The following is a 15,211-nucleotide window of genomic DNA, read 5'->3' as shown; positions in this document are numbered from 1 at the left end:
AGCAGGGGGACCACCTGGCGCCGCGGCCCGATCCGGACTGACCGAACGACCCCTAGCCGCCCGGCTTCCGAGCCCCGAAAGCTGCCCTTAAGATGCTGCGCTTCCTCCTCCGACGGATCGCCGGCTCCGCCGTGATCCTGCTCCTGCTCACCGTCGTCGCCTTCCTGCTGTTCTTCGGTATGCCCCGCGATCCGGCGCTGCTGATGTGCGGCAAGACGTGCACACCCGACGCCCTCGCGAACATCCACCGCACCCTCGGCATCGACAAGTCGATCCCCGAGCAGTTCTGGATCTTCCTCTCGGGTCTCGTCATGGGCCGTGACGACTTCGCCCAAGGGCCCTGTCCGGCCCCCTGCTTCGGCTACTCGTACCACACCAACGAGGCGGTCTGGTCGACCCTGCTGGACCGGCTGCCCCTCACCCTCTCGCTCGCGCTCGGTGCCACCGTTGCGTTCCTGATCGTCGGGCTCGGCACCGGCATGCTGGCCGCGTGGCGGCGCGGCACGGTGATCGACAAGACGTTCACCGCGGGCTCGATGGTGCTCAGTTCGATGCAGATCTACTTCCTGGGGCCGCTGGCCCTCGCGCTGCTGGTGTACCAGATGGACCTCTTCGACGAGCCCAAGTACACCGAGCTCACCACGAACCCCGTCGCCTGGTTCACCGGGCTGCTCATCCCCTGGGCCGTCCTGTCGACGATCTTCGCGGCGCAGTACACCCGTATGTCGCGCTCCGCGATGATCGAGCAGCTCCAGGAGGAGCACGTCCGCACGGCCCGCGCCAAGGGCATGTCCCGGCGCTATGTGTTCTTCCGCTACGCCTGGCGCGGTTCCCTGATCCCGATCATCACCATCCTGGGCATCGACCTCGGCACGCTGCTCGGCGGCGCGATCATCACCGAGTACACCTTCGGCCTGCCGGGCCTCGGGATGCTCGCGGTGGAGTCCGTGAACTTCAGCGATCTGCCATTGTTGCTGGGTGTGATGCTGTTCTCGGCCGCCATGATCCTTCTGTTCAACATCGTCGTGGACGCCTGCTACGCATTCGTCGACCCGCGCGTGCGGCTGTCCTAGGAGCACTGTCGTGACCACTCTGACCAAGGAAGCCGGTGCTCCCGTCCCGGCCGACGAGGGAGCCTTCCTCTCGGTGCGGGACCTGCACGTGACCTTCAAGACCGAGGACGGTCCCGTCCGGGCCGTGAACGGTCTGTCCTTCGACCTCCAGCGGGGCAAGACCCTCGGCATCGTGGGCGAGTCCGGCTCCGGAAAGTCCGTCACCAACCTGACCATCCTCGGGCTGCACAACCCGATGTTCACCACCATCGAGGGTGACATCGTCCTGGACGGCAAGGAGCTGACCACCGCCCGCGAGTCCGAGCTGGAGAAGCTGCGCGGCAACAAGGTCGCCATGATCTTCCAGGACCCGCTGACAGCCCTGTCCCCGTACTACACGGTGGGCCGGCAGATCGCCGAGCCGTACCGGAAGCACACCGGAGCCTCCAAGCAGGCGGCCTGGGACCGGGCGGTGGAGATGCTGGGCAAGGTGGGCATCCCCAACCCCAAGGCGCGGGCCAAGGACTACCCGCACCAGTTCTCCGGCGGTATGCGGCAGCGCGCGATGATCGCGATGTCGCTGGTCTGCAACCCCGACCTGCTGATCGCCGACGAGCCGACGACCGCCCTCGACGTCACCGTGCAGGCGCAGATCCTCGACCTGCTCAAGGACCTCCAGCGGGAGTTCGGCACGGCGATCATCTTCATCACCCACGACCTCGGGGTCATCTCCGACATGGCCGACGACATCATGGTGATGTACGCGGGCAACGCGGTGGAGCGCGGCACCGTCGACGAGGTGCTCCGCTCGCCGCAACACCCGTACACCTGGGGCCTGCTGAACTCGATGCCGCGCATCGACTCCGACCTCAGCGCGCCGCTCGCGCCGATCCCGGGCGCCCCGCCGAGCCTGCTGAACCCGCCGTCCGGCTGCCGCTTCCACCCCCGGTGCACCTTCGCGGAGCGGGTCGGCGGAGCGCGCTGCGTCACCGAGCGGCCGCTGCTCGGCCCGGACCGGGCCTCCGCGTGCCACCTCACGGCGGAGCAGAAACGGACCATCTTCGTCGAAGAGATCAAGCCCAGGCTGGGCTAGGAGGACACGTCATGAAAGAGGACCTCGTCCTCCCCGCTCCGCGTGAGGCCACGCCGGAATCGCCGGGGGAACCGCTGCTGGTGGCGGAGAACCTCACCAAGCACTTCCCCATCAAGGGCGGTTTCCCGATCCGGCGGACGGTCGGAGCCGTCCAGGCCGTCGACGGCATCGACCTGACCGTTCACGTCGGCGAGAGCTTCGGCCTGGTGGGGGAGTCGGGCTGCGGGAAGTCCACCACGGGACGGCTGATCACCCGGCTGCTCGAGCCGACGGACGGCAAGATCCTCTACCGCGGCCAGGACATCACGCACGCCGGCCGCAAGCAGCTGGCGCCCATCAGGTCCGAGATCCAGATGATCTTCCAGGACCCGTACTCGTCGCTGAACCCGCGCCAGACGGTCGGCACGATCATCTCCGGCCCGATGGAGATCAACGGCATCAACCCGCCCGGCGGCCGGGAGAAGCGGGTCCGTGAGCTGCTGGAGATCGTCGGCCTCAACCCCGAGCACTACAACCGCTTCCCGCACGAGTTCTCGGGCGGTCAGCGCCAGCGCATCGGTGTGGCACGGGCCCTGGCACTGGAGCCGAAGCTGATCGTCGCCGACGAGCCGGTGTCGGCCCTGGACGTGTCGATCCAGGCCCAGGTGGTGAACCTGCTGCAGAAGGTGCAGGACGAGCTGGGCATCGCGTTCCTGTTCATCGCCCACGACCTGGCCGTCGTACGGCACTTCTCGCAGCGCGTCGCCGTCATGTACCTGGGCAAGGTGATCGAGGTCGGCGACCGCGAGTCGATCTACACCCGGCCGCGGCACCCGTACACGCACGCCCTGCTGTCGGCCGTGCCCGAGGTGGACGTCACCGGCGACGGCGAGGGCCGACGGGAGCGGATCCGCCTCGCGGGCGACGTGCCGTCCCCGATCGCCCCGCCGTCCGGCTGCCGCTTCCGTACCCGGTGCTGGAAGGCGCAGGACAAGTGCGCGGCCGAGGCACCCCCGCTGGTCCAGATCTCCGGAAACCGTGACGGTCACCTGACGGCCTGCCACTTCCCGGAAGAGCCGACGATCGAGGCACGCGAGGAGGACATCGTCCTGGACCCGGCGCTGGCGGCGCTGGAGGAGTCGGACTGAGGACGGTCGGACGAGGTGCGGTGGCCCCGCCCTCGGGGGTTGGGAGCCTGGTGGCCCCGCCCCTCGGGGCTGCCGGCCCGGTGACCCGCCCCCGGGGCTGCCGGCCCCTGTCGGGGGTTCGGGGCAGCGGGCCGGTCAGGGACCGGTAGGGGCGGCGGGGGGAAACGACCTCGCGCCCGCGCCCGGCGGACCCACCCCGGTTCCCGGGTCGTGTCCCGGAACAGGCGGCCCCAGGCTCGCCACGCCGAGCCATCGCCGCCTCTGGGCTGTGCTGGGTGGCCGGCCCACCGGGCCGGGGTGAAACTGCCGCCGGGGATGGGCGGGGCAGGGCGGCAGCTGAGCCCGGCGTCAGCGCCCCCGGCAGCAGCGTCTGCGTGACGGCGGCGCCCGCCCGGCGGCGGCGTCTGCCTGGCGTCAGCGTCTGCCCGGCGTCAGCAGCGTCTGCGTGACGGCGGCGCCCGCCCGGCGGCGGCATCCCCCGGCGTCAGCGCCCCCGGCGGCGCCCGCCCGGCGTCAGCAGCGTTTGCGTGACGGCGGCGCCCGCCCGATGGCGGCATCCCTGGCGGCAGCGCCCGCCCGACGTCAGCGCCCGCCCGACGTCAGCGCCCGCGCGTCGTCAGTCGATCCGTTGTGCCACCGTGATGATCTCGGGGCCGGTGGCGCTCATGGGCCGTCGGTCCCAGTCGCCGTACTGGGCCTGCACCACGAGCCCCGCCTCACGCACGAACCCGGCGACGGCCTCGGCCCCGAGGAACCGCAGTGTGCTGTGGCTGATCTGAGGGCGAGGCCAGGCGGGACCCTCGAACGTCTCCGCGAAGGTCACCAGCTCACCGCTCACCGGCGTCTCGACCTCGTGCCACACCCGTACGGGCCGGCCCTCGGCGTCCGTGATATCCCGCACCCGGTCGGGAGTCCATTGTTCCCAGGCCCGGGCCGCCGGGTTCCGCGTCTCGAACACGAAGTGTCCGCCGGGCGCGAGCATCTCCCGCACGGCGGCGAGGGCCGTGCGTATCTCGGCGTCGCTGATCAGCACCTGGAACGCGTGGCCGGTCATGGTGGCGAGGTCGAAGCCGCCGTCCCACCGGCCCCGGGCCGACACCAGATCCCCCAGCACCCACTCCACGGCGGGCGCCCGCCGCCGCGCCTGCACCAGCATCGCCGCCGCCGGATCCAGCCCGCACAGCCGCCCGCCGTGCCCCGCCTCCCGGGCACACCGGAGCAGCACCCCGGTCCCGCAGCCGACGTCGAGCACCGCCGAGGCGCCCAGCACCAGCTCCAGGTAGAACGCCTCACCCGCTCCCCAGGGATTGAGCGCGTCGTACAGCCCAGCCAGCGAGGCATCCCCAAACGCACGATCGACCACCGCGAAATTCTGTCAGCCGCCCGGGAGTTGGGTGACATCATCGGCCGAATGCATCCCACGATCCGTCACATCACGTTCGACTGCACGGGTGACCCCTACGAACTCGGTCTGTTCTGGAGCGAGTTGCTCGGCCGCCCGTTGGCCGACGACGACAAGCCGGGCGATCCGGAGGCCCTGATCGCCGACCCCGCCGGCGGTCCGGCCCTGCTCTTCGTCCGCGTCCCGGAGCGCAAGACGGCCAAGAACCGCATCCACTTCGACCTCCGGCCCGGCCGGACCCGCGCGGAGGACGTCGAACGCGCCATCTCCCTCGGGGCCCGCGTCATCGCCGATCACACGCGGCCGGACGGGGGCGGGTGGGTCACCATGGCGGACCCGGAGGGCAACGAGTTCTGTGTGGAACGCGAGGGAAAGCGCGAAGAGGCCGACTGACGACCGCCGACGCGGCATAGTCGCACAAATGCCCGCAAACGTCGTTAACACGCAGGCAACTTGGTGGAAGCGGTTCCGATATACGGACGCGTCAAGGTGAACGACGTACGGCCGTGCGGGTGCCGTAGACGGACCGGGGCGCGCCATGTCGCCCCGGTCCGTCGCCCGTTCCTGAGCCCGTCGGGCACTGGTGCCCCCGTGGCGCTAGGGCCGGGCCAGGGACCGCTTCAGGAAGTCCACCTGCAACAGCAGCAGATTCTCCGCCACCTGCTCCTGTGGGGTCATGTGGGTGACGCCCGACAGCGGGAGTACCTCATGGGTTCGGCCGGCCGCCAGGAGGGCGGAGGACAGGCGCAGGGTGTGCGCGGCGACCACGTTGTCGTCGGCCAGGCCGTGGACGATCATCAGCGGCCGGTGCGGCCCGTGCGGGTCCACCAGGCCCTCGTCGTCGATGAGCGAGCTCTTCCGGTACGTCTGCGGGGACGTGGTCGGGTCGCCCAGATAGCGCTCCGTGTAGTGGGTGTCGTAGAGCCGCCAGTCGGTCACGGGGGCGCCCGCGATACCGGCGTGGAAGACGTCCGGGCGGCGCAGCACCGCGAGGGCCGCGAGATAACCGCCGTACGACCAGCCGCGGATCGCCACCCGGTCCAGATCCAGGGGATAGTGGTCCGCCAGGGCGTGGAGGGCGTCGATCTGGTCGTCCAGGGTGACCGTGAAGTCCTCGTGGATCGCCTTCTCCCACGCGGGCGAGCGGCCCGGGGTGCCCCGGCCGTCGGCGACGACCACCGCGAAGCCCTGGTCGGCGAACCACTGCGACGTCAGATGCGGGTTGTGTGCCGCGACGACGCGGCGCGCGTGCGGGCCGCCGTAGGGATCCATCAACACCGGCAACGGCCCCTCGGTGTAACCCGTGGGGAGCAAAACGGCGCAGGGGACGCGTCGTGCGCCCCCTTGCGTCAGTGAGATGCGCGGGGACAGATCGGGGTGTTCCGCGTACGACGCGATCGTCGCGACCCGCTTACCCTCCCGCAGCACCTGCACCTGGGCGCCCGGCCGGTCCGGTACGGAGGACACGAGCACGGTCACGCCCCCGGCGCGCACCGCGGAGTGCACGCCGGGCTCCTGGGAGACCCGTTCCACGCCGAGTTCGTTGACGCGGTACACATGGACTTCGCCGATTTCGGGCTCGGGGGCCGTCTCACCGGCCGACGCGGACACGAGCGCGTCGTCGTCCGACACGTCCAGCACCGCGCGCACGTGCAACTGAGGTCCGGTCAGGGGCCGTTCGCCCACCGCGAGCACCCGCGCGCCACCCTCGTCCGTGATCCGCACCAGCTGCCCGGACGGGCTCCAGCACGGCACGCCGGGGAAAAGATCCAGCCATTGTGGATCTTCGTCCGCGTGCACCATCCGCGTCGAACCCTCGTCCGGGTCAACGGCCAGGAAGAGCTGGCTCCGCTGGTCCCTCGCCTGTACCAGAAGCAGCGGCGCTCCTGCCGCCGACCAGTGCACATGCGCGAGATAGGGGTAGCGCACGCGGTCCCACACGACCTCCGCGCGCGTCCCGTCGAGACCCAGAACGAACAGCCGTACGTCCGCGTTGTCCGTGCCGGCCGCCGGATACGGGACGTGGTGTGGCTCACGTTCGGGACGCGCGGGATCGGAGATCCACCAGCGTTCCACGGGCGCGTCGTCGGCGCGTGCCACCAGCAGCCGTGCCGAGTCCGGCGACCACCAGAAGCCACGGGAACGGCCCATCTCCTCGGCGGCGATGAATTCGGCCAATCCGTAGGAGACGGTCGGCGCCTCGGGTTCCGCGAGCGCGCCGTCGTCCTCGCCCTCGGCCCCGACGACCCGCAGCGCGCCGGCGGCGACGTACGCGATCCGCCGCCCGTCCGGCGACGGCCGGGGGTCGATCACCGGTCCCGGGACGGCAAGTTCGCGTGCCGTGCCGGCCCGCAGTTCCGCCGTGAAGAGCCGTCCGGACAACGCGAATGAGACGAGTTCGACGGCCGCGTCGGTGGCGTAGCCGACGATGCCCGCGCCGCCCTCGCGACTCCTCTCGCGCCGCGCGCGCTCCTCGGCCGACAGGTTCTCGTCGGCGCCCCCGAGCAGCGCCTTCGGGTCCGCCGCCACTCTCTCCGCGCCCTCGGAGAGGTCCTGGACCCACAGCAGACTGGCCCGGTCGGTGCCGGAGCGGGAGCGCAGGAACACCACGCGGGAACCGTCGGGCGCCACGGTGAACGCCCGGGGCGCGCCGAGCGTGAACCGCTGGGTCCGCGCGTGCCGGCGTGGGAACGAGTAAGGCTCGGTCGTCATGCCTCGACCATATTGGCCATGCGCCCCCTTGTGCGGCCGTGCGCCGATCGATGCGCAGGTACGAATAGTTATGATCCCTAGCGCTGTGTGGGTATGAACCTGCTGGCTGTTGCAAGGCAAGCATTCAGTGCCCCCATGACCGACCCCCCTGTCCCTGGGATCTTTGGAGGTGAACCGCCGTGGCACTCTCGATTTCGGCGGTGGTGCTGCTGGCGATCATCGTCTTCATCCTGGTCAAGAAGTCAGGATTGAAGGCCGGGCACGCGGTGGTGTGCGTGCTGCTCGGCTTCTACTTGGCGAGCTCCTCCGTCGCCCCGACGATCAGCGAACTCACCACGAACGTGGCGGGCATGATCGGCGGCATCAAGTTCTGACCCGGGTGGGACGCTGCTGACCCGGGTGGGAGGCTGCTGATCCGGGTGGGACGCCTCTGACCCGGGGTGCGGCGAGGGCTCCGGGGTGGAGCGAGGGCTCCGGGGTGCGACGACCGGAGCCCGTCGGCGGCGGACCTGTGCCGTACTTCTGATCAGGCCGCCGGGAGGCGCCCGAGCAGGCGTCGAGCACCTCGTAGGGTAGGACCATGACGGAACTGCCCGCCCGCCGTCTGCTGCTGGTGCACGCGCACCCGGACGACGAGGCGATCAACAACGGTGCGACCATGGCCAAGTACGCGGCCGAGGGCGCCCGGGTGACGCTGGTGACCTGCACCCTCGGCGAAGAGGGCGAGGTCATTCCGGACGAGCTGGAGCATCTCGCCCCCGACCGAGAGGACGCGCTCGGCCCGTACCGCGTCGGTGAGCTGGCCGCCGCGATGAAGGAACTGGGCGTCACCGACCACCGCTTCCTCGGCGGCCCCGGCCGCTACCGCGACTCCGGGATGATGGGCGTCCCGCAGAACCACCGGCCGAACGCCTTCTGGTCCGCCGACCTCGACGAAGCGGCCGCGCACCTCGTCGAGGTGATCCGCGAGGTCCGCCCCCAGGTGTTGATCACCTACGACCGGAACGGCGGCTACGGACACCCGGACCACATCAAGGCCCACCGCGTGGCGGTGCGCGCCGCCGAACTGGCCGCAGAACGCGCTTACCGCAGGGATCTCGGCGACGCCTGGACCATCGCCAAGATCTACTTCAACCGCGTGCCGCGCTCGGTCGTCGAAGAGGGCTTCGCCCGGCTCCGCGAGGTCCTGCACGAGTTGCCCTTCCCCGAGTCCGCGACCGTCGCTGACGTGCCCGGAGTGGTCGACGACCAGATGATCACCACTCGGATCGACGGCACCGCCTTCGCCGCCGCGAAAGCCGCCGCGATGCGGGCGCACGCCACCCAGATCGAGGTGGTGGAACCGTGGTTCGCGCTTTCCAACCAGCTCGCCCAGCCGCTCTTCGCCGTCGAGTACTACGAGTTGGTGCGAGGCCCGGTCGGAGCCCTACACGATGCCGGGCCCGGGGCCGTGTCCGGTGATGCACGCGAGGCCGTGTCCGGTGATGCACGCGAGGCCGTGTCCGGTGATGAACGCGAGGCCGTGTCCGGTGATGAACGGGAGGCCGTGCCCGGGGCCGCTTCCGATGCCTGGCGCGGCCCCGCGACCGAGACGGACCTGTTCGCGGGGCTGGATGTTCCTGTGAACGGGGCGGGTCCGGTGAATGGGGCGGCCGTCTGATGCGTACGAGGGGACAGCGGCCCACGAACGGAAGGGCGGTCGTGTGATGAGTACCGGGTCGGGCGCGGGCGGAAGCATGCTCGCGCAGCCGTTGCGGCCCCCGTCCGCCGGGCGGGTCGTCGCGTACGTGGGACTCTTCCTGCTGGGAGCCGTGGTCGGCGCGGCCGGGGCGCTGATCCAACCCGGCTGGTTCCCGGGCGGGTTGCTGCTGGCCCTGCTGGGCGCGGCCGGACTGTTCCTCGGCGGGGCACGGGCCATGAACGCGCGCGCCGGAGCGCTGGCGCCGGCGGCGGGCTGGATGATCGCCGTCATCCTGCTCACCACGAGCCGTCCGGAGGGCGACTTCCTCTTCGGCGCGGGACTCGGCTCCTACCTCTTCCTCCTCGGGGGCATGGGAGTTGCTGTGATCTGCGCCACCTTGGGTCGAGGGCGGCAACCAAGCGGGCCCGACACCCGACTTGGCAAGTGACGTACCACTTCGGCGTATTCGCGGCGTGCGGGTCCCGTGCGGGTTTCCGCGACGGTCGCGGAATGTGGGTCGTAGGCGGCCAGTATGGTGGTGCGCGCCGCCGAGCCGCCCGAAGCTGCGATGGGATCCCCCCGCTCGAGCGAAGTCGAGAGTGGGGGCGGGCGGCGGAGCAAACCGGGAGAACCTGCCTTGAGTCGTGAAACTGACAGTTCGTCCGCCGGCCCCAACGGGCGTGGCGGAGCCGCGTATCCGTCGGGGACGCCGCCGTACGGCATTCCCGCGATCTCCGAGGACGCCGCGGGCCGCCAGGCCGGTGATCCGCCGTCCGAGCAGCCGAAGACCGAGACGACGCTGACGACCCGGATCCGGATCAACATCCCCGGGTCGCGGCCCATTCCGCCCGTCGTCATGCGGACCCCGGTCGCCGACGCCGACAAGAGCGCCGCGGAGGCTCCCGACGGCGCCGCGGAGCCGGCCGGTGCGTCGTCCGTCGTCACCGAGGCGCCCGCTGCCGCTCCGGCTCCCGCCGAGGACAAGACCAGCGACTGGTTCGTGCCCCGCAAGACCAAGGACGGTGGCACGGGCGGCGGTACGAACGGCGCAACCGGCAACGGTGCGGGCTCACCCGGCGGTTCGGGCCCGCGCACCCAGGCGCCCGGTTCCGCGGGCGGCACGGCAGGCCGGTCCGGCGGCGGCAACGGCTCGGGCGCACCCGGTGCGAACGGTGCCGGTCCCGGCGCCCCGGGAACGGCCGGAGCGGCCCGCGGCCCCCGCCCCGGCGGCACCAGCGGCCCGGGCACTCCCGCCGCGGGTGTTCCACGTGCCACGGGCGGTACGAACGGCTCGGGTGTGCCCGGCGTGGGCGGTGCCCGTCCCGGCGCCAACGGCTCCGGCCCCCGGCCCGGTGGTGCCACCGGCTCCGGCCTGGTCGCGCCCGGCCACGGCGGCGGCACCGGCTCCTTCGACGTGTCCGCGGCGCTGGCGGCGGGCCCGCTCGGGGGCAGCGGCGGTACCGGCGGTACCGGCGGCAGCGGCACCCAGACCGGTGGCGGTACCAAGACCGCCGGCCCCAACGGAGCCGGCCCCAACGGATCGGGTCCCAAAGGCACCCCCGGGACCGGCGGCTACCCGGAGTTCGACGGCTTCGGCGAACCGCGCCGCGACGACCTCCCGTACTTCTCGGACGGCGGTCAGGGCGGCCCGCAGGGTTCCGGCTTCCCGGACGCCCACGGGTTCGCGGACGCCCACGGCTTCGCGGACCACGGACCCGGCGGCTCGACCGGCGGCCCCGCCACCGGCGAGACCCGCGTCGCCTCATCCGCGGGCCCCGGCGCCGCCCCGTCCGGCCCGGGCGGACCGCGCCCCGGCCCCGGTGGCGGGATGAGTGACGACACCGCGATCCTCACCCCGCAGAAGCCGGCCTCCGAACCCCCGGGCCCCGGCTTCGGCGGTCCCGGCGACAACCCTTCCGGGCACACACTGACCAGCGGCATCCCCGTCGTGCCGAGCGGGCCGCGCTCCCCGTTCGGGCCCGGCGCGCACACCGACGGCCCGCTGCCGCACACGGCCCCGAAGCTGCCCGAGCCGGTCCAGCCCGCGGCCGCCTCCGCGAAGTCCGCCAAGAAGAAGGGCCGCAACAAGCTGGTCCTCATGTGCGCGGCGGCCGTGACCGTGGCCGGATTCGCCTATGGCGCCGGGCTGCTGATGAATCGTTCGGACGTGCCGCAGGGCACCACCGTGCTCGGCGTCGACATCGGCGGCAACACCCGCGACGAGGCCGTCAAGAAGCTCGACGACGCCCTCGGCAAGCGGTCCGAGAAGGCGATCCAGCTGAGCGTCGACGGCGACACGGTCCAGCTGCCGCCCGACCAGGCCGGCCTCCAGCTCGATGTCGCGGCGACGGTCGACTCGGCGGCGCACAGCGACTACAACCCGGTGTCCGTGGTCGGTTCGCTCTTCGGCCAGAAGCGCGTGGTCGACCCGGTGATGCCGGTCGACGGCGAGAAGCTGCGGGCCGCGCTGGAGCGCGCCGGGGGCGACTCCGGCACGATCACCGAGGGCACCATCAAGTTCGAGTCCGGCAAGGCCGTGGCCGTGTACGGCAAGGCGGGCAAGGGCATCGACCCCGCCCGCTCGATGGAGGCGGTGGAGGAGGCGTACCGCACCCAGGTGGAGACCGGGAAGTCGGGCACCATCCAGGTGCCGACCACCACCAAGCAGCCGACGATCACGAACGCCGAGGTCGACCGGATGATGAAGAAGTTCGCGGAGCCCGCGATGTCCGGGGTCGTCACGATCGAGGTGGACGGCGTGGAGTTCATCCGGTTCAGCCCGGCGAACTCCCTGTGGAAGTTCCTCGGCGTCAAGGCGATCGACGGAAAGCTCGTCGAGTCCTACGACCAGCAGGCGTTGAAGGAGCTGTACGGCACCACCTTCACCGGAGTGAAGATCACCCGTGGCACCGGCCAGAAGACGGACGTGACGCCCCAGGACGTCATCGGCGCGCTGCGCACGGCACTGGTCGGCAAGACGCCCGCCGAGCGGGTCGGTGAGATCAAGACGAACCCCAGCTAGTCCGTACCCCTCCGTCCCTGAAGGGCCGGTCACCGTCATGGTGACCGGCCCTTCGGTGTTGGCCCTCGGCGCGGCCCTCGGCTCTTGTACAGGTCCCGGGCCGGTGTGGCTGGTACGCCGCCGATCCCTGGACGGGCCCACACCGCGACTGACGGTGGCGGACGACGGACGCGGCGGCGCGGGGACCTCGCATGGGAAAGGGCCGACCGGGCTCACCGAGCGGCCTGGCGAAGGCGGGTGCACCGCGGCGTGACCGGGCGGCGCGGAGGGTTCCGGCTGGTGGCGGGGGTCCCCGCCGGGGCACCGAGCACGCCGCTGACGCCTGGGCGTGGCAGCCGGGGGGCCCGGGGCCGAGCCCGGGCCCGAGCGCGATGCGGATCCAGGGAGAGGGGCCGGGCTGTAGCCGGCGCCTGTCCGGTCCGTACGGCGCCTGTCCGGTCCGTACGGCGCCTGTCCGGTCCGTACGGCGCCTGTCCGGTCCGTACGGCGCCTGTCCGGTCCGTACGGCGCCTGTCCGGTCCGTACGGCGCCCGTCCGGTCCGGTGCCGGCGCCTGTACGGTCTGGTGCCGGCGCCCGTCCGGTCCGGTGCCGGACCGGCAAGCATGGGCGAGGCCTCAGTTGAGCAGGGAGCGTGCCGCCCGCGCCTGGAGGCGGACCCGCTCGGCGGCGGCGGCGTCCACCGCCGCCACCACCTCCGCATAGGCATCCAGCTCCGTGGCTCCCCGCAGGAACTCTCCGCGATCGACCAGCAGTTGTGCCCACTCGTAGCGCAGACGCGCCGGATGGGCGGGGAGCAGCAGGGACAGCTCGACCGCCCACAGGGCGACCTCGGACCGCTCGGGACGGGCAGCGGCCCACGCCCGGATGTTGTTGAGTATGCGCAGCACGACATCGAGCGGCCGGGCAGGCACCAGCATCGACGGATCCAGCGGCGCCCCCGTGGCCCCGGCGACCAGCAGTTCCGCGTCACCGCCGGTCAGCACCCGGCCACCGTCGAACGGATCGGCGAGTACCTGATCCTCGGGCGGGCCGAAGCCGACGACGAAGTGCCCCGGCAGGGCGACCCCGTACACCGGCGCCCCGGCCCTGCGCGCGACCTCCATCCACACCACCGACAGCAGGATCGGCAGCCCCCGCCGCCGTGCGAGCACCTGGTGCAGGAGCGAGGACTCGAGCCGCTGGTAGTCGGCCGGCGAGCCGTGGAATCCGCACTCCCCACCGAGCAGTTCCGCCACCGCGGTGGCCCAGGCACGGGGTCCACCGGGCCGGAACGGCAGCCGCCCGGCCAGCTCGTCCAGCAGGATCTGCGAGGCGTCGAGCCCGGCCTCGTTCAGCGACCCGTCCGCCTCCGCCCCGATCAGCAGGCACAGCAAGGACAGATCGGGCCGCTCCGCCCGCGCCTCGAGCCCGAACCGCCGCCGCCACTCGGCGGACTGTTCGGGTTCCGGAGGCCGAAGGGACCGCATAGCAGGCTCGTGCCCTCTCACAACGATCGATACCGCCCGACACCAAAACCGTCGCCGTCCCCACCAGGGTCCCGCTCGGCCCGCGCAACCGCACCAGAGGCGCTCCCCGTACCCGGGCCGCTCACCGAATATGCGGCGCCCGGTAGTGGTGGTACGCATGGTGCGCGGCGAACCCCATCGCGGAGTACAGCCCCCGCGCCCCCGCATTGTCCGCCTCCACCTGGAGCCACCCCGCCGACGCCCCCTCCTCGAGCGCCCGCCCGGCGAGCGCCGCCATCACCGCGGAGGCCAGGCCCCGCAGCCGCTGCTCCGGAGCCACCTCCACCGCCGCGAACCCCGCCCAGCGGCCGTCCACCACGCAGCGGCCGATCGCCACGGGCTCGTCCCGGCCCTCGCCCGGTATGGTCGCGAACCACACCGACGGCCCGCTGCCCAGCACCCGCAGGGCCACGTCGCTCACGCCCTTGCGCTGGTACCGGCCGAGCCACGCCTCGTCCGCGGTCCGCGCCAGCACGACGGACGGCGTCGGCGCATCCGCCACCGGCACATCTGCCACCGGCGCGAGCGCTCCGGTCCACAGCTCCGCCGTCACCTCGCGGGTCCAGCCGCGCGCCTCCAGCTCCGCGCAGAGCGACTCCTGGGTTCCCTCGGCCCCGGTCGCCGTCTGGATGTACGCGGGCAGGCCCCGCTCCTCGTACCACCCACGGACGAGTCCGAGGGCGTCGTCGATCGACATCCCGGGGTCGCCGAGCGGCAGGACGGAGTTGGCGCGGCGCGTGAAGCCGGACGCGGCGCGCAACTCCCAGTCGCCGAGCCATGCGCTCTCCACCGGCTGCCAGGCCCGGGCGGCGACGCGCGCCAGCTCCGTGTACGAGGCCGCGGGACCCCGCCGACGGGCGGGGGCGGGCGGCACGACCTTGCCCGCGACCAGCGAGGACTCCGGGATCCGTACGCTCTCCCCGGTGCGCCGTGTGATCAGCAGCACACCCTCGTCCCATGATGTGAGAACGCCGACCGTGTCGGTGAACTTCTCTCCCGCGTCGTTGCCGTCGAGGAGTCTGCGCACGGAGACGCGTTTGCCCACGTCAGCGGCGTTGATCTGGACTTCGAGCCGTCCGCCTGCCGTGAAATCCACAGGTCAGTTCACCCCTCCTGTTCGGATCATGCCCCGGAACGGAGATACTAGGTGCGGGCATCGACGACGCCGCGCTCCCGCGCGCCAGGCGGCGGAGCCTGAGGAGGCCCGCCAGCGCCCTATCGAGGAGGAACGACAGCGTGACCTACGTCATCGCGCAGCCTTGTGTCGACGTCAAGGACAAGGCGTGCATCGAGGAGTGCCCGGTCGACTGCATCTACGAGGGCAACCGGTCCTTGTACATCCACCCGGACGAATGCGTCGACTGCGGGGCCTGTGAGCCGGTCTGCCCGGTCGAGGCGATCTTCTACGAGGACGACACCCCGGAGGAGTGGAAGGACTACTACAAGGCGAACGTCGAGTTCTTCGACGAGCTCGGCTCGCCCGGTGGCGCCAGCAAGCTGGGGCTGATCGAGCGCGACCACCCCTTCATCGCGGCGCTGCCGCCGCAGAACCAGTAAGCGGCCCGCATCACATACGTGCCGCCTCGGTCCCGTACGGCCCGATCGCCATGATCTTG

Annotated in this window: 13 protein-coding genes; 9 read left to right on the top strand and 4 right to left on the bottom strand. The window is 71.8% G+C overall.

The window, feature by feature from the left end:
- The first annotated feature begins 92 nt into the window (after positions 1–92).
- From EF387_RS29200 to EF387_RS29190, 3 genes are read left to right on the top strand one after another with little or no spacing between them, the layout of a single operon-like run.
- Positions 93–1,073, top strand: a complete 981-nt coding sequence (locus EF387_RS29200) for an ABC transporter permease (protein WP_128379614.1) — start codon at positions 93–95, stop codon at positions 1,071–1,073.
- A gap of 10 nt (positions 1,074–1,083) precedes the next feature.
- Positions 1,084–2,145 (top strand): ABC transporter ATP-binding protein, encoded by a 1,062-nt coding sequence (locus EF387_RS29195; RefSeq protein WP_128379613.1) that lies wholly within the window; start codon positions 1,084–1,086, stop codon positions 2,143–2,145.
- A gap of 11 nt (positions 2,146–2,156) precedes the next feature.
- A complete protein-coding gene (locus tag EF387_RS29190) occupies positions 2,157–3,272 on the top strand; it encodes an ABC transporter ATP-binding protein (RefSeq protein WP_128379612.1) in 1,116 nt (371 codons plus the stop codon).
- A 616-nt stretch (positions 3,273–3,888) separates the two neighbouring features.
- Here the strand turns inward: EF387_RS29190 and EF387_RS29185 are convergent.
- The gene (locus EF387_RS29185; RefSeq protein WP_128379611.1) at positions 3,889–4,635 is read right to left on the bottom strand and encodes a class I SAM-dependent DNA methyltransferase; all 747 of its coding nucleotides are present in this window, start codon (positions 4,633–4,635) and stop codon (positions 3,889–3,891) included.
- A 48-nt stretch (positions 4,636–4,683) separates the two neighbouring features.
- Here EF387_RS29185 and EF387_RS29180 point away from each other — a divergent pair, with 48 nt between their 5' ends.
- Positions 4,684–5,067: a VOC family protein gene (locus tag EF387_RS29180; protein ID WP_128379610.1), complete on the top strand. Its 384-nt coding sequence runs from the start codon at positions 4,684–4,686 to the stop codon at positions 5,065–5,067.
- A 204-nt stretch (positions 5,068–5,271) separates the two neighbouring features.
- Here the strand turns inward: EF387_RS29180 and EF387_RS29175 are convergent, their stop codons facing one another.
- Positions 5,272–7,386, bottom strand: coding sequence for a S9 family peptidase (locus EF387_RS29175; protein WP_128379609.1), 2,115 nt, complete (start codon positions 7,384–7,386; stop codon positions 5,272–5,274).
- Positions 7,387–7,565: 179 nt separating this feature from the next.
- Here EF387_RS29175 and EF387_RS29170 point away from each other — a divergent pair, with 179 nt between their 5' ends.
- The 4 genes from EF387_RS29170 to EF387_RS29155 all read left to right on the top strand — a co-directional run bounded on the left by EF387_RS29170 (position 7,566) and on the right by EF387_RS29155 (position 12,089).
- Entirely contained in the window at positions 7,566–7,760 is a 195-nt protein-coding gene (locus EF387_RS29170; RefSeq protein WP_128379608.1) for a hypothetical protein, read from the top strand.
- 206 nt (positions 7,761–7,966) lie between these two features.
- A complete protein-coding gene (mshB, locus tag EF387_RS29165; protein ID WP_238431762.1) occupies positions 7,967–9,046 on the top strand; it encodes an N-acetyl-1-D-myo-inositol-2-amino-2-deoxy-alpha-D-glucopyranoside deacetylase in 1,080 nt (359 codons plus the stop codon).
- Positions 9,047–9,092: 46 nt separating this feature from the next.
- The gene (locus EF387_RS29160) at positions 9,093–9,515 is read left to right on the top strand and encodes a DUF6113 family protein (RefSeq protein WP_128379607.1); all 423 of its coding nucleotides are present in this window, start codon (positions 9,093–9,095) and stop codon (positions 9,513–9,515) included.
- Positions 9,516–9,704: 189 nt separating this feature from the next.
- Entirely contained in the window at positions 9,705–12,089 is a 2,385-nt protein-coding gene (locus tag EF387_RS29155) for a hypothetical protein (protein WP_128379606.1), read from the top strand.
- Positions 12,090–12,704: 615 nt separating this feature from the next.
- Here the strand turns inward: EF387_RS29155 and EF387_RS29150 are convergent.
- The gene (locus EF387_RS29150; RefSeq protein ID WP_128379605.1) at positions 12,705–13,556 is read right to left on the bottom strand and encodes a transglutaminase-like domain-containing protein; all 852 of its coding nucleotides are present in this window, start codon (positions 13,554–13,556) and stop codon (positions 12,705–12,707) included.
- Positions 13,557–13,677: 121 nt separating this feature from the next.
- On the bottom strand, positions 13,678–14,691 hold the full coding sequence (locus tag EF387_RS29145) for a GNAT family N-acetyltransferase (protein ID WP_128379604.1): 1,014 nt from the start codon (positions 14,689–14,691) through the stop codon (positions 13,678–13,680).
- Positions 14,692–14,831: 140 nt separating this feature from the next.
- Here EF387_RS29145 and fdxA point away from each other — a divergent pair, with 140 nt between their 5' ends.
- Positions 14,832–15,152 carry a ferredoxin gene (gene fdxA / locus EF387_RS29140; RefSeq protein WP_128379603.1) on the top strand — a complete coding sequence of 107 codons (321 nt, stop codon included), beginning with the start codon at positions 14,832–14,834 and terminating at the stop codon, positions 15,150–15,152.
- The last annotated feature ends 59 nt before the right edge of the window (positions 15,153–15,211 follow it).

Source organism: Streptomyces cavernae (assembly GCF_004023625.1).
Taxonomy (GTDB): Bacteria; Actinomycetota; Actinomycetes; order Streptomycetales; family Streptomycetaceae; genus Streptomyces; species Streptomyces cavernae.
This window is presented reverse-complemented; position numbering and strand designations above follow the sequence as displayed.